This is a genomic window from Frigoribacterium sp. 2-23 (assembly GCF_049601585.1).
Taxonomy (GTDB): Bacteria; Actinomycetota; Actinomycetes; order Actinomycetales; family Microbacteriaceae; genus Frigoribacterium.
In genome coordinates, this window is sequence record NZ_CP187126.1 from 2418948 (window position 1) to 2439694 (window position 20747).

Genomic DNA, 20747 nt, shown 5'->3' on the forward strand with positions numbered 1-20747 from the left:
AGAGCGTCCGGCCGAGGCCACCGCGTTTCAAAGCACTTGAACCGGCCCGCGGCCGGCCCGTATCGGGATCCCCTACCGGGCGCGTCCAGGCCTGCTGACAGGCGTGAGAAAAAATGCGCTATGACGACTTCGGAGGCGCTTCGCCTTGCCTACGCGCCATTCCTCTTCGTTGCACTAGGCCTGCTTGCGTACATCGGCATCAAATACAGCCAGGGAAAAGAGCTACCCCGGCAGAAAAGACTCAGCATCGTCGGTCTTGCCTCAATCGTGATGCTCATCGGCGCTGGCCTCTACATCGCGAGCTGGCTGATCTAGAACCGCAGCCGCCCGAAGGAGCATCCCCTAACGGACGCTGCTGGTGGTTGGCGATCGCCTCGTGCACCGCCGCGAGTGCTTACCTGTCTGACAAGCAAAGTTGAAGTAGCGTCTCTCCGTGCGCTTGCCCTATGAACTTGGCGATGACTACAGCCTCGCTCTCCGTGATGACTCGACGGTGAAGGCGATGCACGAACTGACCGTCAGGGAGTTGACACGGCTGCGCGCTTGGGAGCCCTGGGCTGCCGCAGATCAGACCCTTGAGTCTGCGCAGTCCTACGCCGCGTTCACGACAGCGTCGTACGAGCAAGGGGCGAGTCTGCCCACGGCGATCATGCACGGCCGCGAGGCTGTCGGGAGTGCATCGCTGCGCCTCGACCGGTATGCCGGGATCGGGGAGTTGGGCTTCTGGATCGCTGCGGCGCACGAAGGACATGGAGTGGTGACCCGGGCATGCGAAGCACTGATCGAGGAGGCACGCTCGAAGGGCTTAGCGCGAGTCGAGATCCGAACTGCAGTCATGAATGCTCGAAGTCGGGCGGTGGCAGAGCGCCTGGGCTTCCTGCATGAAGGGACCCTCCGTTCCGCTCTCCCGCTCAGCCCGGAACGGGCAGACGTGGCCCTGTACGGATTGGTGCTTGCCGCCAAAGACAATGCACACCACTCCTAATTCACTATCTGCGTCGCACGTGGTCCTGCTACCTCACCGAGGCGTCCGTCCCGCTGACTGAGAGCCGGCCGTCCCATAGCCGATCGGCTAGCGAACAGTTCAACGGCAGGGCCCTACCCTTCGAGCATGAAGAACATCAAGCCGTGGCCGCGATGGTTCGCCTGGGTGGCTCTTGTTGTTGCAAGCCTCAATCTTGTCCTCGCATTGGTCAATCTGGTCATCAACACGGAGCGCGTCGGATCGTGGCTCCCTTTGCTCGTGCTCATGCCTTGGCCCCTCATCCTGGCTACAAGAAGCCTCCGAAGGCCCAACAAAACGAGCCGTTCTCGCTGAGCGATCCCCTATCGGGCGCTCCAGCACGCGGTCCTACATTCAGAGGCTATGTTCAAGGAGCCGTCTCGAGAGTCTCGGCCGTGAGCAGCGCGAGGGCCCCGACGATCTCGACCCCGAGAAGTCGACCAGCTGAGTCGAAGTCGAGCACGATGTCTCCTCTGCCCTCACGCTCAACGACAACTCGCTCGACGGCTTCGCCGTCAGCAATCGACGGTGCCACATAGAAATAGGCACAGTCGCTGTCTGGGTCGTGTGTGAAGCGTTCATCGGGAGACATGCACTGATCGTTGCAGATCAAACGCGAACGCCCCAGGAGCCCGCAGACCCATCGTCTATCGGGCACCCTATTCGGTTGAGAATGATCCCCTTTCGGGCGGTAGTTCAGCGAGCTCTAGAGACCACGCTTGGCCTGCCAGCGGTTGACGAAGAACACGACGACGCCGACTACGACCAGGCCTGCGCCGACATAGACAAGCGTGGGAACGCCCCACTGCTGAGGCCCAACGCGGCACGTATAGCCATGACCGCCCCGACGATGACAGCAACGACGGGCAGGGCGTCTCTCAGAGGGTTGAACTTGAGCCGCCGGAACCGCCGTGGTACTTGCCCGCTCTCGGCGCCGTCCTCAGTCATGGAAACAGCGTCGCAGATCGAAAAGGACAATGCCCGCTGGTCGATGGTTGATGGTCGATGGTCGATGGTCGATGGTCGATCGGTACAGGTTCAAGACGAATCGGTGTCTTGTTACTACGGATTTTGCATCGGCAGGGTCAATTCGAGCGTCGTCCCGTCGGGAGAGGTCGAGGCCACGCGGACGCTTCCCCCGTGACGGAGCGCGACCTCGCGGACGAGCGCCAGGCCGATGCCGAAGCTCGGACGGCTGCTCTGCCCCCTACCCGGCGCAGGATTCGCAGCCGCGGGGGACGGCTCCGACCGGGCGAACCGGTCGAAGACGCGTGCCGGGTCGATCCCCGTGATGCCGGGCCCGTGGTCGGCGACGGTCAACACGACCGAGTCGCCCCTGACCTGGGTCGATACGGTGATCGAGGATGCGCCCGGAGCGTGCCCGAGGGCGTTGTCGACGAGGGCCAGCACGGCCCGTCGCAGACTCGTGGACGGCACGGCAACGCGGACCGGGGCGGCGCACCGGTGCTCGAGCGTTACCGCGCGCCCCTCCGCCAGCACCGACAGCGAACGCAGGACCTCCGCGACCACGCTGTCGAGCGAGGCGGACCCCGCCGAGGTCGCTCCCTCGACGAGGTCACCTCCTGCCGCCTCGAGCAGGTCGTCGACGATGTCGATCAGGGCCCGCGAGTCGTCACGGAGCCTCGCCAGGTCGGCGGTGACGTTCTCGTCGGCGGTCGCCGCGCCTCCTGCGATCTTCCGTTGCACCGCCTGGAGGCGGGCGTCGAGCACTGCGAGGGGCGTGCGCAGTTCGTGGCTCGCATCGGCGACGAACTGCCGCTGCAGGCGCAGGGCCTCGCCGAGCGGTCGGACGGCGCGCCGGGCGATCACGACCGTGACGAGGCCGGCGAAGACGACGCCCGCGACACCGAGGACGACGAGGCCGGCCACGACGTCCATGGCCGAGACCAAGACCTCGCCCGCGCCCGCGGCAGCGACCTGCTCAAGACGCTCCTGGGGAATGGTCTGGTGCAGCACCCACGCGATCGTCAGCGCGAGGGCTGCGATCACGACGAGACCCGAGACGATCACGATCTGTCGTCCTATGGACCGGGCGGCGGCCTGCAGGGCCGCGGCCTCGGGTTCGGGGGCCGGAGTGGCCCGGGCACTGGTGCGCCCTCGGCCTCGCCGTCGCTGGGGCCTCACAAGGCGCCCACCCGGTACCCGCGCCCACGCACGGTCAGCACGACGTCACGGTCGATCTTGCGCCGCAGGTAACTGACGTAGGTGTCGACGGTGCCGAGCTGCTCGCCGTGCGGAAAGACTCGGGCGAGCAGGTCCGACCGGTCGAAGGTGTGGTCGGGGCGACGCGCCAGCTCGGCGAGAAGCGCACTCTCCCGTTCGCTCAGCACGATTCGGCTCGACCACGGCGTGACAACAATGCGGCTCTCGGGATATAGGCGTGCCTCGCCGACGTCGAGCCAGCGCTCTTCGGCGGCGAACGACCTTGTCAGGGCACGCAGCCGGGCGAACAACTCGTCGAACTCGAACGGCTTGACAAGGTAGTCGTCGGCCCCGCCGTCGAGGCCCGCGACCCGGTCGGCGATCGTGCCGAGTGCGGTCAGCATCAACACGGGGGTCGTGAGGTGCTCGCGACGGAGCGTCGCGAGGAGCTCGGTGCCCTCGAGCCCCGGGAGGCGGCGATCGATGACGAGCACCGCGTGCCCGCCTCCCCGGGCGGCCTCGAGCCCCCTCCGACCGTCGGTCACGAGGTCGACCTGCCAGGCCTCGCCGAGCACATCGGCCACGATGGGCCCGAGCTCCGGGTCGTCCTCGACCAGCAGGAGGCGCGGGCGCGTGTCAAGACCGGTCACCCACCACCTCCTCGCCTTTCGTCACCGTCGCTGCGGCCCTTTGCTCGGCCCGAGCGGCGTGCGAGCGCTGCAGGGCGGTGACCACGATCGGCAGCACCGACACGACGACGAGCCCGACGGCGAGCAGGTCGATGTGGTCCGCTACGAACGGTAGGCCACCGAGGAGCGATCCGAGCACGGTCATGCCGACGGCCCACAGGAACGCGCCGGTGAGGTTCCAGACGACGAACCTTCGATAGACGTAGCCGCTGGTGCCTGCGGCGAGGGGCACGAAGGTGCGGACCACGGGCACGAACCGGCCGAGGACGAGCGCCTTGCCGCCGTGACGCTCGAAGAAGGCCTCGGCCTGATCGAGGTGCGCCGTCTTGAGAACGCGGGCGTCGGGACGGAACCAGCGGCGCCCGAACCGGTGACCGAGGAAGAACCCGACCTGGTCGCCGGCCGCCGCCGCGAGGAACGCACAGAACGCGATCAGCGTCACGCTCAGGCCGAGGCTCTGGTGAAGGAGACCCGCGGTGACGAGCAGCGAGTCTCCGGGCAGGAACGGAAACAGCAGGCCCGACTCGACGAAGATCATCAGCGTCAGGCCGCCGAGAGCCCACGGGCCCATTCCGGCGAGGAGCGTCTGGGGGTCGAGGATGCTCATGAACGGGCCCGTCCTTGGTCGATGGTCGGCATGGGGTTCGGTACCGTCGACTCGATGGGGTGGCCAGACCCCGAGCGCCGCTCGATCCGGTCGAGGAGGCGCAGCCACGGGGGCAGGGCCAGCACCATCACCGAGCAGCCGAGCACGACCGAGGCGACCGTGTCGCTCGGGTAGTGGACGCCGACCCAGACACGCGAGAGACCCACGACGGCCACCGCGGCAGCGCAGACGGCGACGACGATCGGTGCACCGCGGCGTCCGCGGGCGAGCAGCACGAGCGCGAGCGCCAGTCCGGTCGCGAGGGCGGTGTGGCCACTGGGGAACGAGAACGAGTGCGGCTCGACGATCAGCGGGTCGACGAGCAGCCCCGGGTCGGGCCGGTCGCGCTGAACGACGAGCTTGACCAGCTCGGCCGCGGCCCACGGCCCGGTCGCGACGCCGAGAACGGTGAGGGCCGCAGCCGCGCGGCGGCTCACGACCCAGACAGCGACGGTCAGCAGCAGTACGAGGGCCGCGCCGAGCCGCGGTCCGAGCAGCCGGTCGACGAGCAGCGCGGCCCAGTCGAGCACCGGGGTGTGCGCACGGCTCGCGAGCTGGACGAGGTCGAGGTCGACCTCGCTCACGCCGCCCACGCCCGAGGTGATCAACAGGCCGGCGACGACGACTCCGGCGATGCCGATCGCGCCCCACGCCGCCCATGCCCGGTCGTGGACGACCGCGCGGACGGCGGGGAAGAGAGGAGGCGCGGTGCGGCTGCGAAGGCGCGCCGACAAGGGTGGACGGTGCAGGACGGTCATGCACGCAGGCTCCGCCCGGCCGTCCCAGAAACCGCCCAGACGCCCGGGCGGGTCGAACCGCGCCTCCTCGTCTCGGCCTCTGGGGGCTTTCTAGGAGGCGATCCGTGACCGTCGTCACATGACGACACGCGCTGTTCCGACCGGGGCCACCACCCTCGACCGCCGGGCCCTGCTGAGCAAAGTCCCCGAGGTCACCCTCGCGTTCTGGGTGATCAAGGTGCTCTGCACCACCGTCGGCGAGACCTTCGCCGACTTCCTTGCCGACGGCCTCGGCCTGGGGCTGACCGTGACGAGCGTCCTGATGGCTGCCATGCTCGTCGTGGCCCTCGTCGTGCAGTTCCGGACGCGGGCCTCCGTGCCCGTCGTCTACTGGCTGGCCGTCGTGCTGATCAGCGTCGTCGGCACCCTCCTCACCGACACCCTGACCGACTCGCTCGGAGTCAGCCTGTGGGTCTCGACGGCCGCCTTCGCGGTCACCCTGGCCGCCGTCTTCGTCGCCTGGCACCGTGTCGAGGGCACCTTGTCGATCCACGAGATCACGACCCCTCGTCGCGAGGCGTTCTACTGGGCCGCCGTGCTGACGACCTTCGCACTCGGCACGGCGGTCGGCGACCTGCTCGGCGAGCAGCTCGCGCTCGGCTACCTGCCCTCGGCGCTGCTGTTCGGCGCCGCGATCGCGGTCGTCGCCCTGGCCCACCGGTTCGCCGGCGTCGGATCGGTGCTCGCCTTCTGGGCCGCGTACGTCCTCACCCGGCCGCTCGGCGCCTCCGTCGGGGACTTTCTGTCGCAGTCGGACGCGGACGGCGGGCTCGGCCTCGGGTCGACCGTCACGAGCGTCCTGTTCCTCATCGCCATCGCGACGCTCGTCGTCGTGATCACTGTGCGCCGACCCGCCCGCCCCGCCCTCCGCGTCTGACCGCGAGTAGAGTGCTGCGAAATCATGCCCCGAAGTCGACACACGCGCGTATCCGATGAGCATCTGGGGACTGTAGCGTTTAGACCCCCATCACCGGGCATTTTTGCGGGACAGGCATACGCGAATCCGCAGGCCAGACGCCAGTTGATCTCGGCCGCCCACACATGGTCGCGAAGGGTGTCCCGATGAACGACCGCCTATCGACGATGCCGATCGTCCGCTCGGGTGAATCGCGGCCGAGCCCTCGCGTGTCCGGCGCGCACGCCCGGCGCGACCCACCGGCGTCAGCCGAGCCGCATCGTGTACGCCCGGGCGAGCAGACGGTTCGACGGCAGGGCGAGCGCCGTCACGAGGCCGACCCGACGGGCGACGAGCGCCGCGGCTCCCGCGGGGCGACCGAGCGCCATGTTGAGCTCGGCCTGCCGGGCGGCCCGGCGCGCAACGGCGGCCCGCCGAGCGGCGAACGGCGCGAACGCATCGGGGTCGAAGCGACGACCACCCGCCGAACGCAGGGCGGAAGCGATCAGGGGTGCGAGTTCGACGGCGTCCAGCCAGCCGAGGTTCATGCCCTGCCCGCCGATCGGACTGATCTCGTGCGCGGCATCGCCGATCAAGACCACACGGCCGACCGCGAGGTGCTCGGCGAAGCGACGACGCACCCCGAAGGCGCTGAACATGCTGTTCGTCGCCGGGTCGACCGCATCGCCGGTCCGCTCGGTGACGAGCCGGGCCAGCCCCGCGGCATCCGCCACCTCGATACCGGCCCCGCCCCGCATGCCGACGTGCGCGACGAGCCGCCGCACCCCTCCCGGCAGCGGGAACGACTCCACGACCCCGTCGGCCTCGAGGCTGATGACGGCATCGGACCCCGCGCCCGTGTCGTCGCGGAAGTCGCCCATCACGTAGGCATCGGGGTACTCGCGGGTCGCCGTCCGCACGCCGAGCAGTCGACGCAGGGTGCTCCGCGAGCCGTCGGCGGCGATGACGAAGCGGGCCGCCGCCTCCATCCGCTCTGTCGTGCCGTCGGCGGCGGTGGTCGATGCCGAGAGGACGACGCGTTCCGACTCCGTCGTGACCGCGTCGACCGCGACCCCGGTGACCAGCGCCTCCGGGGCGAGGGCGCGCAACCGCTCGCGCAACAGGGCCTCGGTGCGGTTCTGGGGCAGGGCCGCGACGAACCGGTACGGCCCGGGCAGACGATCGAAGCGCACCGCTCCGAGAGACCGGCCCCCGCTGCGCGCCTGCCCACGCCGCACCGCGACGGCCTCGGCCAGCACGGCGTCGACCACGCCGAGCTTCTCGAATGCGTCGAGCGACGGTGGATGGATGCCGAGCGCGCGGGACAGCGACGGCTCGTCGCGACGACGCTCCCAGACGCGGACGTCGAGCCCCCGCGCGGCGAGCAGGGCGCCGGCGAAGACACCAACCGGTCCGCCACCGACCACGATGACATCGTGCGTCGTGAGTCCGGGGCCCGCCGCAGCGCCCGTCACGACCCGGCCGCCGTCCAGGTCAGCAGCACGCGGAACGGAGCGAGCGTCTCGACCCGCCACCCCTCCGGCGCGACGACCCCGAGCTCGTCCACGGTGTAGCTGCGGCGGATCGACCGCAGACCGTCCACGTGCACGAACGACGAGCGGGCGAGGGGTAGAGTCCCCACCCGATAGGCCGCGTACGCCACCCGCGACCGCCGGATGTCGTTGTGCACGACCAGGCGCCCGGCCAGCAGCTCGCTGTCGCGCAACACGGCCGCGCGGGCCCCGTCGTCGAGATGGTGCAGCACGTGGTTCGAGACGACCACGTCGAACTCGTCCCCGGCGGCGACGAGTTCGTCGCTCGACGCGCGGCGGTACGTGACCCCCGCCGCGGGGCGCGAGGTGGCGAAGTCGTGGGCGCGTTCGTCGGGGTCGGCGCCGGTCACCGACAGCCGGAGCCCGTCGCGCGCGGCCCAGCGGGCGAGGGAGCGGGCGACGTCTCCTCCCCCGCTGCCGAGATCGAGCAGCCGCGTCTCGCGGTCGGGGTCGAGCAGCGGCCGGAGCCTCGTCGTGTAGACCCGCCGCCACCCCGCCACGAGCGCGTTGACTACCGGGAAGACGGCGTACGTGCGGCGCAGCGCCGCGAGGTCGCAGTCGGGATCGTCCATCAACTCGACCAAGCCGGTCGCGCGACGGGCGAGGTCGACCGTCACCGCGCCTCCTCGGGGTCCGTCGGCACCTCGGCTCGAGGTGTCGCAGACGCACCGACGAGCGCCGGAGCGCCCGCCACCGGCGCTCCCCGCAGCGTGAACAAGCCGGTCTCGACGGTGAGCCCCGGTCCGAACGCGACCGCGCAGACCCGCTCGCCGGCGCCGACATCGGGGCCGTGCAGGATCTCGCGCAGCACGAACAGCACCGTGCCGCTCGACATGTTGCCGTAGCGACGCAGGACGTCGCGCGACGGTGCGAGCTGTTCGTCGCTGAGGTCGACGCGCTGCTGCACCCGGTCGAGGATGCTCCGCCCGCCCGGGTGGATCGCCCAGTGCTCGATCGCCTCGGCCCGCGACGTGACGGCGAGGGCGGGCTCCGTCGCGAACACGGGCGCGAGCGCGTCGTCGATGTGGTGCTCGACGATGTGCGGCACGTAGCTGCTCAACACCATGTCGAAACCCTGGTCGCCGATGGTCCAGGCCATGTCCGCCTCGCCGACACCGACCGGTGTCAGCGTCGTCTCGAGTGCGTCGATGTCGAGGGTGACGACCCCAGGAGGCGCGGGTCGAGACGTCACGATCGCGGCGGCCGCCCCGTCGGCGAAGACGGACGACGCGACGATCGCGTCCGGATCGCTCGAGCTCCGCAGGTGCAGCGTGCAGAGCTCGATGCAGACGATGAGAACCACCGACGAAGGGTCGGCCCGGCAGAAGTCGCGGGCCATGCCGAGCGCGGGGAACGCCCCATAGCACCCCATGAACCCGACGTGATAGCGCTTCGTCGCGGGCGAGAGACCGAGGTCGCGCACGATGCGGTAGTCGGGCCCCGGAGCCGAGAAGCCGGTGCAGGAGACCGTCACGACGTGCGTGACGTCGGCCGCGGTCAGATCGGAAGCCGCGGCGAGCGCGCGGCGGGCGGCATCGAGCAGCAGGGGCACGCTGCGTTCGATGTAGACGTCGTTGCGGGCGCCGGTTCCGGGGGTGAGGATGCGGCCCGACGACGCGTCGTAGAAGGTCGGAGGTTCGGTGCCGGACGCCGGTTCGGCTGCGGGGTCGACTGCCAGGTCGGTTGCCTGGCCGTTTGCCGGGTCGACCGCGGCGAGCTCGGCGATGACCGTGTGCCGGGTCTCGATCGCCGACGCGTCGAACGCGGCGCCGTTGATCCGCTGCCCCAGGCGGGTGAGGCCCGGCTGCGAGCCGAACAGATCGCGGACCCTGCCTTGTTCGAGCACGGTGGACGGCACGGCCGTCTCGATGGATCTCACGGCGACGGGCATGCGTCATGGTACGCCGCGACGCCTGCGAGGCCACGCCCGGGTGCATCGTCCGCAACGGGGTTTTCGGCGCGCGGTACGGTCACGCAGGGCGCCGAGGTGCTGAGGTGAGGTGAGTCCCGCAGCAGGCGTGACCACCCCCGGCGGAAGGCGCGACACGATGAGACTGATCGGCATCGAAGAGCACTGGACCCTCGACGGCCTCGACCGGGCCCTTCGCGCCCAACCGCCGGAGCTGCTCGACGACAGCCTCGTCCTCAACGATCACGGCGACGCCGGTGAGCGGCTCGCCGACCTCGGTCCGCGGCGACTCGCGACGATGGACGCGCAGGGTGTCGATCTGCAGGTGATCTCGCTCGCGCCTCCGGGGACGCAGGGACTGTCGGCAGCGGACGCCGTGACCCTCAGCCGCGAGGCGAACGACACGGCCGCCGCCCTGATCGGCGCACAGCCGGAGCGGTTCCGCGCGATGGCCACGCTGCCGCTCGGCGACCCGACGGCCGCCGCGACGGAACTCGACCGTGCCGTCGGGCTCGGCCTGACCGGCGCCATGGTCTACGGCCGCACGGGCGACGTCACGCTCGACGACCCCCGCTTCGACGACCTCTGGGCCGTCGCCGCTCGACTCGGGCAGCCGATCTTCATCCACCCGCAGATCCCGCCCCGGGCCGTCCGCGATGCCGCCTACCGGGGCCTCGGCGAGTTCGGCGACCTCGCCCTGGCGACGTTCGCCTGGGGCTGGCACCTCGAGGCGGGGACGGCTGCGCTGCGACTGATGGCCGCCGGGGTGCTCGACCGGCACCCCGATTTGCGCCTCGTGCTCGGACACTGGGGCGAGCTGCTGCTGTTCTGGCACCAACGTGCCGACGGCCTGGCGCGGGCGGCGCACCTCGACCGGTCGGTCACCGAGTACCTGCGCGAGAACGTCTGGATCACGGCATCGGGCATGCTCGACCCCGTGCTGCTGCAGCACTCGCTCGCGGTCACCGGGCCCGATCGGCTCCTGTTCTCGACCGACTATCCGTTCCAACTCCCGAGCAGCGACGAGATCGACGGCTTTCTCGCGGCGTTTCCCGGCGACGAGGCTCGGGCGGCGTTCGCGTCGGGCAACGCGGAGACGTTGTTCGGTCTCGGGTCGTCGACCCGCGCCTCCTGAGCGACGGGCGTCGCAGCCGAGGTGCAGAGGCTGCGACCCGCCGGAGGCGCGGTGTCAGACGTCGCGCGTCGCCGGCCCCGTGTAGTCGGCCTGGAATCCCTTCGGTAGCGGCCCCTTGATGCGGCGGCCGGACTGCGACTCCTCCCAGGCGTGCGCGAGGATGCCGACCGAGCGCGAGAGCACGAACAGGCCGCGCGCCAGCTCCGGCTCGATGCCGAGCTCGCCGTAGACGACGGCCGAGACGCCGTCGATGTTCATCGGGATGCCCCGCGACGCGAGCTGCGCTTCGAGCGCGAGCGCCGCCTCCAGGTGTCGACCCACGACGACGCCGTCGTCGCGCGCCTGTTCGACGAGGGCGAGCAGGGGGTCGCGGCGCGGGTCGCGCGGGTGGAACCGATGCCCGAAGCCCGGCACGAACGCCTTGCGGGCGCGATGATCCGCGACGGCCTCGGCCGCGAGCTCGTCGAGGTCCCGCCCGGCGAGGTGCCCGTCGACGAGACGGTTCAGCAACGCGACGCACTGCTGCCCCGCGCCTCCGTGGGTGTCGCCGAGCACGTTGACCCCGTTGGCGACGGCCGAGTTGATGCCGACCCCGCACGTGATCGCCATCCGCGCGCTCGCGATCGACGGCGCCTGCGGGCCGTGGTCGACGCTCGCGACGAGTGCCGCCTCGAGCAGGGCGGCCTGCCGCGGCTCGGGCAGCTCGCCGCGGGTTATCAGCCAGACCGTGCTGATGAAGTCGACCTGCCCGATCAGCTGCTGCACCGGGTAGCCGCGCAGCTCGATCACGCCCGGCTCGATCTTGGTGATGCCGCTGGCCCACCAGGCCGTGGTCGAGGCCAGGCGGTCGGCGTCCGACACGGCAGCCGCAGCAGGAGCGGCAGCTGCGGCTGCAGCGGCGTCGGTGGCGGGGTCGGGAGCGGCGTCGGGGCTCACACCGCACCTCCTTCTCTCAGATCGCGGATCTGCTCGTCGTCGTAGCCCAGCTCGGCCAGGATCTCGTCGGTGTGCTGCCCGAGCAGCGGCGGCGGTATCGTCGGCGCGCCGGGCACGCCGTCGACGCGGATGCCGTGCCCCATCACGCGCAGCGGCGCAGCGCCCCCGCCGGGGAACGGCAGCTCGTGCACCAGCTGCCGATCGCGCACCTGCGGGCTGTCGAGCATCTCGGGCACGGTGAGCACGGCGGCGGCGGGGACACCGGCGTCGCTCAGCAGGGACTCCCACGCGGCGGCCGGGCGTGCGGCGAGGGCCGACTCGAGCTCCCCCGTCAGTGCGGCCCGGTGTGCCTTGCGCGACTCCCGCTGGGCGAAGCGCTCGTCGTCGATCAGGTCGGGCCGGCCGACGAGTCGGCAGAGCGTCTCGAACTGCTCCTGCTTGTTGGCCGCGATGTTGAGGGCGCCGTCGCCGGTCGCGAACGTGCCCGACGGCGCGGCCGTGCCGTTGTCGTTGCCGAGTGCGCGCGGCTCGTGACCGGCGACGAGGTGGTTCGACACGACCCAGCCCATGGCCGTGGCCGCCGTCTCGAGCATCGACACGTCGATCGCCGAGCCGAGCCCGGTGCGCTCGCGTCCGAGCAGCGCCGACGAGATCGCGAACGCGGCCGCGAGGCCGCCGAGCGTGTCGGCGATGGGATACCCGGCGCGCAACGGTGCCGTGTCGGGGGTGCCGGTGACGCTCATCATGCCCGAGCTGCCCTGGATGATCTGGTCGTACGCCGGCTTGCTCCGCAGCGGCCCGGTCTGCCCGAAGCCCGAGATCGCCGCGTACACGAGTCGCGGGTTGATCCCGTGCAACACGTCCCAGCCGAAACCGAGCCGCTCCAGCACCCCGGGCCGGAAGTTCTCGAGCAGCACGTCGGACTCGGCCACGGCACGGCGCAGGACGTCCGCGCCTCCGGCCGTCTTGAGGTCGACGGTCAGCGAGCGCTTCTGCGCGTTCTGTGCCAGGAACGACGCCCCGAGGAGGCGCTGGTTGAGTTCCGCCGACGCCCCCAGCTGCCGGGCGAGATCGCCGCCGTGCGGGGTCTCGACCTTGATCACGTCGGCTCCCAGCAGGGCCAGCTGGTAGGCCGCGTAGGGCCCGGCCAGCACGTTGGTCATGTCGAGCACGCGGATGCCGCTGAGCGGCCCCGCCCCGCGCCCGGCGGGGTCGCCGGAAGCGGGGTCGCCGGAAGCGGGGTCGGTCTCGCTCGACGCGGGGTCGGCTCGGGGGGCGTCGGTCACGCAGCGTCTCTCTCTCGGGCCCGCAGCAGTCGGCGGGTTCGGGTCTTCTGCACCGCGGCGCCGATCACGGCGACGAGCAGCACGGCGTAGAGCGTGACCGAGATCGGGCTCGACACGAGGATCGCCGGATCGCTCTCGCTGACCGCCATCGCACGGCGGAACTCGGTCTCGGCCAGCGGGCCGAGGATGATCGCGATCAGCATCGGTGCGACGGGCAGGCCGTAGCGGCGCATCAGGAACCCGATCAGGCCGACGACGGTGACGAGCACGAGGTCGAGCACCTTGCTGCTGGTCGCGTAGACGCCGAGCATCGCGAACACCGTGATGCCGGCGTAGAGGTAGTGGCGCGGCACCTTGAGCAGCTTCGCCCAGAGCGGCGCGAACGGCAGGTTCAGGATGAGCAGCACCACCATGCCGACGAAGAAGCTCGCCAGCAGTGCCCAGACGAGGTCGGGAGCACGCTCGAAGAGCAGCGGCCCGGGCTGCAGCCCGTACTGGCGGAACGCCGCGAGCAGGATCGCCGCCGTCGCCGACGTCGGGAGACCGAGCGCGAGCAGCGCGCCCATGGCCGTGCCGGCCGTCGCGTTGCCCGCGGCCTCGGGCCCGGCCACGCCCTGGATCGCTCCGCGGCCGAACATCGGCTCGGCGCGACGGGAGTCGAGTCGGCGCTCGGTGCCGTAGGCCAGGAAGGTCGGCACCTCGGCGCCGCCCACGGGGATGATGCCGAACGGGATGCCGATCGCGGTGCCGCGGAGCCAGGCCGGCAGGGCGAGCCGGAACTCACGACGCGACAGCCAGAGGCGACCGCGCGACGGGATGAGCTGTGTCTCGTCGCGCGAGCCGCGACGGCCCGCGACACTGAAGACCTCGCCGAGGGCCAGCAGGCCGACCGTGATGACGACGATGTCGATCCCGTCGAACAGCTCGGGGATGCCGAGGGTGAAGCGCGAGGCACCCGAGATGCCGTCGATGCCGACCACCGAGATCGCGAGGCCGATCGCGAGCGCCGCCAGACCGCGCAGGACGGACTCGGTCACGACGGCCGAGATGGCGACGAACGCGAACACGGCGAGCGCGAGGTACTCGGCAGGCCCGAACAGGGTCGCGAGCTCGGCCAGACGCGGGGCGAAGAAGACGACCAGGACGGACGCGATGATGCCACCGGTGAACGCGCCGATCGCCGAGGTGGCGAGCGCCTGCGCGGCCCGACCGCTCGTGGCCATCTTGTGGCCCTCGATCGTGCCGGCGATGGCCGTGCTGTTGCCCGGCGTGTTCATGAGGATGCCCGAGATCGAGTCGCCGAACAGCCCGCCGAAGAGGACACCGGCGAACATGATGAACGCGCCGATCGGGTCGAGCGAGAACGTGACGGGCAGGAGCAGGGCGACGGCCATGGCCGAGCCGAGACCGGGCAGTACGCCGACGGCGGTGCCGAGCAGGGCGCCGATCAGCACCCAGAGCATGTTGATCGGGGTGAGGACGGTGAGGAACCCGTCACCCAGGTTCGCGAGCGATTCCATCAGAGGATCCCTCCCAGGATGCCCGGAGGCAGGTTGAGGCCGAGACCGGCCGAGAACGCCAGCTGCACGATCGACGAGATCGCGAGCGACAGGACGATGTCGAAGATCGGTCGCTGGCTGCCGAGCGATCGGGCGATGCCCCAGAACAGGAGCGCGCCGGCGAGGAGCCAGCCGAGCGGGGTCAGGGCGGCGATGAAGACGACGACGGTGCCGAGGGCTCCGGCGAGAGCACGCTTGTTGCTCGTCGGGCGCAACTCGGTCGCGGTGCCGTCGGGGTCGTCGTCGAGGTCGCCGGGCTCGGCGGCCTGGACCACCTCGACCGAGACGGGCTCGGGCTTCCGCCAGACGTCGATCGCCAGCAGGACGGCGAGCACGAGCATGCCGACGGCGACGATCGTCGGGAACACCTTGGGGCCGGGCGTCGTGGCTGCGGCGGGTACCTGCATGGTGAGGGTGCCGATCACGAGCCCGATGCCGATGACAGCCATCAGGGCGGGGACGACGAGACCCGACCGGCGGCGCCAGAAGCCGTCGGCGACGACCACGGCGCGACGGGTGACGCTCAGCGTCCGGACGACGCCGCTCACAGCCCGAGCTCCTCGATGATCGTGTCGACCCGTTTCTGGTCCTCCTCGATGAAGGCGGCGAACTCGTCGCCGGTCAGGACGGCCGAGGCCCACGAGTTGCGCTTCAGCGTGTCGGCCCATTCGTCGGACGCGACCATCTCCTCGATGATCGCCACGAGCTCGTCGCGCTGGGCGGTCGTGATGCCCGCCGGCGCCACGAGACCGCGCCAGTTCGGCAGGAAGACGTCGATGCCCTGCTCGCGGAAGGTCGGGACATCGATCGCGTCGACGGGTTCCTCGGCCGACAGGGCGAGCGCCCTCAGGTTGCCGGCCTCGATCTGATCGCTGAACTCGTTGTACCCGCTCACGCCGATCTCGACCGTTCCCGAGAGCAGGGCGGTCAGCACCTCACCGCCGCCAGCGTACGAGACGTAGTTGATCTCGCCCGGGTCGATGCCCACCTCGCGGGCGAACAGGCCGGCCAGGAGGTGGTCGGTGCCTCCGAGGCCACCACCGCCGACGGGGTGACTGTGGGGCGCGTCCTTCCAGGCGGCGACGAAGTCGTCGATGGTCTCGTACGGCGAGTCCTTCGGCACGATGAAGACCTCGTAGTCCTCGGCGAGCTTCGCGATCGGGGTCGTGTCACCGAGATTCACGTCCGAGCCGTTGACCGTGATCGCCCCCTCCATCACGGTGCCGGTCATCATGAGGTTCGTGGGGTCGGCGCCGAGGCCGACGAACTGGGTCAACCCGATCGTGCCGCCCGCGCCGGGCACGTTGACGACCTGCACGTTGTTGACGATCGACGCCGCGCGCAGCGCCTGCTGCGACTCGCGGGAGGCGAGATCCCACCCGCCGCCCGGGGCGGCCGGGGCCATGACGGTCAGTTTCGCCCGGGGGTCGGCCCCGGAGGTGCCGCCACCGGCGTCGACGGCGGCGAATCCGACGAGGACCGCGGTCGCGGCGATGCCCGCGACCCCCAGCACCCGTTTCTTCGTCGTACTTGTGACACTGCTCACACGCTCACTCCTTCGTGACGGTCGCAGGCTGTCCACGTGGTGGACTGCCGTGTCCGCCTGATGGTAGCTTGACGTCGAACTATCCCGCAAGGCCGAGCGCAAGGGGTCGACGACATGACCGAGGCAGCCGATTCCCGCGCCACGGCGACGGCGAGAGCCGACCCCGGTGGGGTCCGTGCGGTCAGTCGAGCGCTCGATCTGCTGCAGGCGTTCGCCCCCGACAGGACGTCGCTCTCGCTCGCCGAGCTGGTCCGCGCCACGGGCCTGCCGCGCACGACCGTGCTGCGACTGGTCGACACCCTGGTCGCCGAGCGGATGCTGCAGCACGGCTCCGACGGTCGGATCGCCGTCGGCACGCGCCTGATCCGTTGGGGGGCGTTCGCCGGAGCGGCCTGGACCGTGCCCGCCGCCACGAGCGAGCGCATGGCCGCCCTCTCGGCCGAGACAGGCGAGACGGTCAGCCTCTACGTGCGCAGCGGCATCCGTCGGGTCGTCATCGCGCAGTCGCCGAGCCCGCATTCGCTGCGACACGTCGTGCAGGTCGGCGACGAGCTGCCGCTCTGGATCGGCGCCGCGGGTTCGGTACTGCTCGCCGCCGAGACCGACGATGCCATCGAGTCCACGCTCGACGAGGTCGAGGCCGGGCGCTCCGGCGACGACCCCGCAATCGATCGGGACGACGTCCGGTCGCGGGTCGCAGGCGCCCGACGGGACGGGCACGCCGTCTCGCACGGCGCACGCGAGCCCGGCAACAGCGGGGTGGCCGTCCTCGTGGCCGACACCGCGCCTCCTCGTCGTCCGCACCGGGCGCAGCCCGTCGTGCTCGCCGTCGGCGGGCCCACCAGCCGGTTCACGGAGGAGGCGGTGGCGCGGTTCGTCGCGGCGCTGCACGAGGCCGCGATCGACGTCGACCGATCCGGGCTGCCACCGGCGCTCGGCTGACCACCACCACCACCGACCGACAGGAGCACCGATGCCGTTGCCGACCTCTCCCCCCTCCGCTGCAGCGCGCGGAGAACACGCCTGGCCCGCCGCCGGCGAGCTACCCGTCGCCACGCTGAGCGACGCCATGGACCGCTTCGGCGTCGTCGACGGAGTCCGGCCGCTGTGGCGCGGTGCCGTCGTGAGCGGGCCCGCCTTCACGGTGTGGACCCGACCCGGCGACAACGCCGGCCTGCATGCGGCGTTCGAGCGCATCCGCCGAGGCGAGGTGCTCATCGTCAACGGCGGCGGCGACGAGACCCGCGCCCTGATCGGTGAGCTCGTCGCGGAGAAGGCCAAGGCGCTCGACGTCGCGGGCATCGTGCTCGACGGCGCTGCTCGCGACGTGGTCGAGTTGGAGACGCTCGGTGTGCCGGTGTTCGCCCGCGCCGTCACCCCCGCCGGCCCCTGGAAGACGGGGCCCTATCGTGTCGGCGAGACCATCGCCGTCGGTGGCGTGGCGGTCTCTCCCGGCGATTGGGTGATCGGTGACGACGACGGGGTCGCGGTCGTGCCGAGGGCGCGCGTCACCGAGGTCGTCGCGGCGACGCGCGAACTGCTGCGCGGCGAGGGCCAACGCCGCGAGGCCAACCGGAGGCTGGCGCCCCGTGATTGACGAGTCGTCGCCCGCCGCCGCCGTCGCCTCGGACTCCGGCGAGCGCCGCCCGGTCGTCTGGGTGCCGGCCCCCGTCGCCGACGACGTCGTCGAGGCGCTGCTCGCGTGGGCCGACGTGCGCCTCGGCTGGGGTGACGCGGCCGTCGCCTGGTCGGAGGTCGCTCCCGAGGTCGAGGGCGTGCTGCTCCGCACCGCGCGGGTCGACGGGGACATGATGCGGCAGGCTCCGCGATTGCGCATCGTCGCGCGGCACGGGGTCGGGCTCGACACCGTCGACACCGCGACCGCGAGCGAGCTGGGCATCGACGTCACGACCACCCCGACGGCGAACAGCCGCTCGGTGGCCGAGCTGGCCGTCGCCCTGATCATGACGACGCGGCGCGGCCTCGGGCCCGTGCTGGCGGCGACGGGGTCTCGCACCCCGTCCTCGCCGGAGCGGGCGTCGCTCGTCGGCCGCGAGCTCGCCGGAGCCACCCTCGGCCTGCTCGGCTTCGGCCGCATCGCGCGCCTCGTCGGCGACATCGCCCGCGACGGCCTGGGCATGCGGGTCGTCGCGCACGACCCGCACCTGCCCGATGACGCGATCCGGGCGGGAGGCGCGGAGCCCGCGTCCCTCGACGACCTGCTCCGTGCCTCCGACGTGCTCAGCGTGCACGTGCCGTTGACCGACGGCACACGCGGTCTGATCGGCGCCCGCGAGTTCGCGCTGCTGCCGGCCGGGGCCGTCGTCGTCAACACGTCGCGCGGCGGCGTGCTGGACGAGGAGGCGCTGGTCGCCTCCCTCGAGCACGGTCACCTCGCCGGCGCGGGCCTCGACGTCACGGCGCGCGAGCCGTTGCCCGGGGACCACCCGCTCCGGCGGCGCCCGGACGTCGTGCTCACGCCGCACGTCGGCGGGCAGACCCGCGAGGCGCTCGCCCGCGTCGGACACGAGGCCGCCGGGCACCTGCGCCGCGTGCTGCAGGCGGGTCGCTACCTTCAACCTGACGCCGCGACTACCGGGCGGTGAAGTGCACCGCATACCAGAGCGCGAAAGCCACCGGCAGGGCGGCGACACCGACGGCGAGACGGAGACGATGCCGCCGACGTGAAGACCAGGGAGCGAGGACGGTCACCGCGCCGCCCGCTGAACCGCCGACGAGGGTGATCAGGAACGCGGCGAAGGTCTGCAGCGCATATCGACCCGGGTCGAAGACAGCGCACTGCTCCGTCCCGCACCAGGGGTAGAAGCCGACGACGAACCCCGTGAGACCGGCGAGCAGACCGCCCGGGATCGCCCACACGAGGTGCCATCGAGAGGACACCCTCACAGCGTCGGACATGCACCGAGCCTGGCATCGGACGGCCCCGTGGTCAGCCCCCCTCTGCGAGGGGCCGCCGGCGACGCGTTGCGCTCGCCTCGCCGCTGGGATACGTTCGCGGGCTGACCATGTCGCCCCGAGGGGCGGTGAGAGCGAAGAGAGCGGCCATGCCGAAGACGATCCACCCGCGTCGACCCGACGTCTCGACCCTCGACCTCGTCGGCGGGCCGGAGCCCCTCCGCGTCGAGCTGCACGAGCACGACGCGCGGTGGGCCGCGGACTACCTCGAGCACCGGGCGCGCATCGTCGATGCGCTGTCGGCCGTCGACGTCGACGTCGAGCACATCGGATCGACCTCCGTGCCGGGGCTGGCCGCCAAGCCGATCGTGGACATCGTCGTCGCCGTGCCCGACATCACGGCCGAGGAGGACTACCTCGAGCCCCTGCTCGCCGCCGGATACCTGCTGCGCGTGCGCGAGCCGGGTCACCGGCTCGTCCGCACGGCCGCCCGTGACACTCACGTGCATCTCTATCAGCGCGGAGACGCCGCGGTGTCGGAGTACCTGCTGCTCCGCGATCACCTGCGATCCGACGCCGACGATCGTGCCCGCTACGAACGCGTCAAACGAGACCTCATGACTCGGAGCTGGAGCGACACCAACGACTACGCCGATGCCAAGGACGACGTGATCGCGGAGATCAAGCAGCGCGCGAGGGCGGCGCGCATCTGAACCGTGGCCGCGCCCCGTGCCCCGTGCCCCCTGCCCGTGCCCCGCGCCGTGCGCCCGGTCCGCGCGGGTCAGCGCGGGTCCGCCAAGATGCCGACTCGCCCCCGACCCAACCCTCCCCTAACGTTAGGGATTCAGGGCCTGTCCGTTCGGGTTCGGACTTCCCTGAACCAGAGCCGAACCCACCGGGACGGCTCTGACCGAGCGTCCGGGCCATTCGGGTTGGCCCGGGCGCTTCGGTGTCTGTACGGCGCGCTCTGGTGCGCGGCGCGCCCCGGTGCAGCGCCTATCGTCGGAGCGTGAATCGAACCGACCGCCTGTACGCGCTCGTCGAGGAGCTCCGTGCGGTCTCGCCCCGCCCGCGGAGCGCGACCTGGCTCGCCGCACGACTGGAGGTCAGCCGACGGACCATCGAACGCGATCTCTCCGCCCTGCAACAGGCGGGGACCCCGATCTGGGCCGAACCCGGACGCACGGGCGGCTACTGCCTGGACCGCGACCACACCCTGCCGCCGATGAACTTCACGGCCGACGAGGCGGTCGCGATCGCCGTCGCCCTCCGCGGCCTGGCGGGTTCGCCGTTCTCGGGTGCCGGCGGTGTCGCGCTCCGCAAGGTGCTCGCTGCGATGCAGCACGATCGTGCGCGTGCGGCAGCCGACCTGGCCGCGCGGGTGCACTTCATCGGAGCCGCGCCTCCTGAGTCACCGCCACCCGCCGTCCTCGCCGACGCCGTGTCCTCGCGGCGCGTCCTCCGCCTCCGCTACACCGACAAGGCCGGGCGCCTCACGACGCGTGACGTGGAACCCGTGGGCTACGTCGGGTCGACCGCCGGCTGGTACCTCCTGGGCTGGTGCCGCCTCCGCGACGGCCTGCGCGCATTCCGACTCGATCGGATCGAGCAGGCCACGGCCACGAGGGAGATCGCACCCCGGCGTCTCGTCACGACCGACGACGTCCAGGTCCCCGAGGGAGACCTGACGACGCTCGCCCTGTTCTGAAACACC

At 71.3% G+C, this 20747-nt stretch carries 24 protein-coding genes; 10 read left to right on the plus strand and 14 right to left on the minus strand.

Annotated features, from left to right (window positions below):
* Positions 1–120 precede the first annotated feature (120 nt).
* The 3 genes from ACPEEZ_RS11415 to ACPEEZ_RS11425 all read left to right on the plus strand — a co-directional run bounded on the left by ACPEEZ_RS11415 (position 121) and on the right by ACPEEZ_RS11425 (position 1318).
* The gene (locus ACPEEZ_RS11415) at positions 121–315 is read left to right on the plus strand and encodes a hypothetical protein (protein WP_423918935.1); all 195 of its coding nucleotides are present in this window, start codon (positions 121–123) and stop codon (positions 313–315) included.
* Positions 316–433: 118 nt separating this feature from the next.
* Complete coding sequence (locus ACPEEZ_RS11420) at positions 434–985, plus strand: GNAT family N-acetyltransferase (protein WP_423918938.1); 552 nt, start codon at positions 434–436, stop codon at positions 983–985.
* 126 nt (positions 986–1111) lie between these two features.
* Complete coding sequence (locus ACPEEZ_RS11425) at positions 1112–1318, plus strand: hypothetical protein (protein WP_423918941.1); 207 nt, start codon at positions 1112–1114, stop codon at positions 1316–1318.
* Positions 1319–1370: 52 nt separating this feature from the next.
* On the opposite strand, the gene ACPEEZ_RS11430 is transcribed toward ACPEEZ_RS11425, so the two are convergent.
* The 5 genes from ACPEEZ_RS11430 to ACPEEZ_RS11450 form a co-directional block, all read right to left on the minus strand.
* Positions 1371–1595, minus strand: coding sequence for a DUF2283 domain-containing protein (locus ACPEEZ_RS11430; RefSeq protein WP_423918943.1), 225 nt, complete (start codon positions 1593–1595; stop codon positions 1371–1373).
* A gap of 470 nt (positions 1596–2065) precedes the next feature.
* On the minus strand, positions 2066–3034 hold the full coding sequence (locus ACPEEZ_RS11435) for a sensor histidine kinase (RefSeq protein WP_423918946.1): 969 nt from the start codon (positions 3032–3034) through the stop codon (positions 2066–2068).
* 110 nt (positions 3035–3144) lie between these two features.
* Positions 3145–3816: a response regulator transcription factor gene (locus ACPEEZ_RS11440; RefSeq protein WP_423918949.1), complete on the minus strand. Its 672-nt coding sequence runs from the start codon at positions 3814–3816 to the stop codon at positions 3145–3147.
* On the minus strand, positions 3803–4462 hold the full coding sequence (locus tag ACPEEZ_RS11445; RefSeq protein ID WP_423918952.1) for a DedA family protein: 660 nt from the start codon (positions 4460–4462) through the stop codon (positions 3803–3805). The genes ACPEEZ_RS11440 and ACPEEZ_RS11445 overlap by 14 nt, the downstream gene beginning before the upstream one ends.
* Positions 4459–5259 (minus strand): phosphatase PAP2 family protein, encoded by an 801-nt coding sequence (locus ACPEEZ_RS11450; RefSeq protein ID WP_423918955.1) that lies wholly within the window; start codon positions 5257–5259, stop codon positions 4459–4461. The genes ACPEEZ_RS11445 and ACPEEZ_RS11450 overlap by 4 nt, the downstream gene beginning before the upstream one ends.
* 118 nt (positions 5260–5377) lie before the next feature.
* Here ACPEEZ_RS11450 and ACPEEZ_RS11455 point away from each other — a divergent pair, with 118 nt between their 5' ends.
* Positions 5378–6175, plus strand: coding sequence for a hypothetical protein (locus ACPEEZ_RS11455; RefSeq protein ID WP_423918957.1), 798 nt, complete (start codon positions 5378–5380; stop codon positions 6173–6175).
* Positions 6176–6459: 284 nt separating this feature from the next.
* Here ACPEEZ_RS11455 and ACPEEZ_RS11460 read toward each other — a convergent pair whose 3' ends face one another.
* The 3 genes from ACPEEZ_RS11460 to ACPEEZ_RS11470 are packed head-to-tail and all read right to left on the minus strand — an operon-like array spanning position 6460 to position 9637.
* Positions 6460–7668, minus strand: coding sequence for an FAD-dependent oxidoreductase (locus ACPEEZ_RS11460; protein ID WP_423918959.1), 1209 nt, complete (start codon positions 7666–7668; stop codon positions 6460–6462).
* Entirely contained in the window at positions 7665–8363 is a 699-nt protein-coding gene (locus ACPEEZ_RS11465) for a class I SAM-dependent methyltransferase (protein WP_423918962.1), read from the minus strand. The genes ACPEEZ_RS11460 and ACPEEZ_RS11465 overlap by 4 nt, the downstream gene beginning before the upstream one ends.
* On the minus strand, positions 8360–9637 hold the full coding sequence (locus ACPEEZ_RS11470; protein WP_423918965.1) for a type III polyketide synthase: 1278 nt from the start codon (positions 9635–9637) through the stop codon (positions 8360–8362). The genes ACPEEZ_RS11465 and ACPEEZ_RS11470 overlap by 4 nt, the downstream gene beginning before the upstream one ends.
* 157 nt (positions 9638–9794) lie before the next feature.
* On the opposite strand from ACPEEZ_RS11470, the gene ACPEEZ_RS11475 reads away from it, so the two are divergent.
* A complete protein-coding gene (locus ACPEEZ_RS11475; RefSeq protein ID WP_423918968.1) occupies positions 9795–10790 on the plus strand; it encodes an amidohydrolase family protein in 996 nt (331 codons plus the stop codon).
* 54 nt (positions 10791–10844) lie between these two features.
* On the opposite strand, the gene ACPEEZ_RS11480 is transcribed toward ACPEEZ_RS11475, so the two are convergent.
* From ACPEEZ_RS11480 to ACPEEZ_RS11500, 5 genes are read right to left on the minus strand one after another with little or no spacing between them, the layout of a single operon-like run.
* Entirely contained in the window at positions 10845–11726 is an 882-nt protein-coding gene (locus ACPEEZ_RS11480; RefSeq protein WP_423918971.1) for a citryl-CoA lyase, read from the minus strand.
* A complete protein-coding gene (locus tag ACPEEZ_RS11485) occupies positions 11723–13012 on the minus strand; it encodes a CaiB/BaiF CoA transferase family protein (protein WP_423918974.1) in 1290 nt (429 codons plus the stop codon). Before ACPEEZ_RS11485 ends, ACPEEZ_RS11480 begins: the two co-directional genes overlap by 4 nt.
* On the minus strand, positions 13009–14532 hold the full coding sequence (locus tag ACPEEZ_RS11490) for a tripartite tricarboxylate transporter permease (RefSeq protein ID WP_423918976.1): 1524 nt from the start codon (positions 14530–14532) through the stop codon (positions 13009–13011). The genes ACPEEZ_RS11485 and ACPEEZ_RS11490 overlap by 4 nt, the downstream gene beginning before the upstream one ends.
* A complete protein-coding gene (locus ACPEEZ_RS11495; RefSeq protein WP_423918979.1) occupies positions 14532–15119 on the minus strand; it encodes a tripartite tricarboxylate transporter TctB family protein in 588 nt (195 codons plus the stop codon). Before ACPEEZ_RS11495 ends, ACPEEZ_RS11490 begins: the two co-directional genes overlap by 1 nt.
* Positions 15116–16117, minus strand: coding sequence for a Bug family tripartite tricarboxylate transporter substrate binding protein (locus ACPEEZ_RS11500; protein WP_423918981.1), 1002 nt, complete (start codon positions 16115–16117; stop codon positions 15116–15118). Before ACPEEZ_RS11500 ends, ACPEEZ_RS11495 begins: the two co-directional genes overlap by 4 nt.
* A gap of 114 nt (positions 16118–16231) precedes the next feature.
* Here ACPEEZ_RS11500 and ACPEEZ_RS11505 point away from each other — a divergent pair, with 114 nt between their 5' ends.
* The 3 genes from ACPEEZ_RS11505 to ACPEEZ_RS11515 are packed head-to-tail and all read left to right on the plus strand — an operon-like array spanning position 16232 to position 18723.
* Positions 16232–17059 carry an IclR family transcriptional regulator gene (locus ACPEEZ_RS11505; protein ID WP_423918984.1) on the plus strand — a complete coding sequence of 276 codons (828 nt, stop codon included), beginning with the start codon at positions 16232–16234 and terminating at the stop codon, positions 17057–17059.
* Positions 17060–17090: 31 nt separating this feature from the next.
* Positions 17091–17714: an RraA family protein gene (locus tag ACPEEZ_RS11510; RefSeq protein WP_423918987.1), complete on the plus strand. Its 624-nt coding sequence runs from the start codon at positions 17091–17093 to the stop codon at positions 17712–17714.
* The gene (locus ACPEEZ_RS11515; RefSeq protein WP_423918990.1) at positions 17707–18723 is read left to right on the plus strand and encodes a hydroxyacid dehydrogenase; all 1017 of its coding nucleotides are present in this window, start codon (positions 17707–17709) and stop codon (positions 18721–18723) included. Before ACPEEZ_RS11510 ends, ACPEEZ_RS11515 begins: the two co-directional genes overlap by 8 nt.
* Here ACPEEZ_RS11515 and ACPEEZ_RS11520 read toward each other — a convergent pair.
* Positions 18710–19018, minus strand: coding sequence for a hypothetical protein (locus tag ACPEEZ_RS11520; RefSeq protein ID WP_423918993.1), 309 nt, complete (start codon positions 19016–19018; stop codon positions 18710–18712). The genes ACPEEZ_RS11515 and ACPEEZ_RS11520 overlap by 14 nt on opposite strands.
* 164 nt (positions 19019–19182) lie before the next feature.
* Between ACPEEZ_RS11520 and ACPEEZ_RS11525 the strand changes: the two genes are divergently transcribed.
* Positions 19183–19746: a GrpB family protein gene (locus tag ACPEEZ_RS11525; protein WP_423918995.1), complete on the plus strand. Its 564-nt coding sequence runs from the start codon at positions 19183–19185 to the stop codon at positions 19744–19746.
* Between the two features lie 296 nt (positions 19747–20042).
* Entirely contained in the window at positions 20043–20741 is a 699-nt protein-coding gene (locus ACPEEZ_RS11530) for a helix-turn-helix transcriptional regulator (RefSeq protein ID WP_423918998.1), read from the plus strand.
* Positions 20742–20747 lie beyond the last annotated feature (6 nt).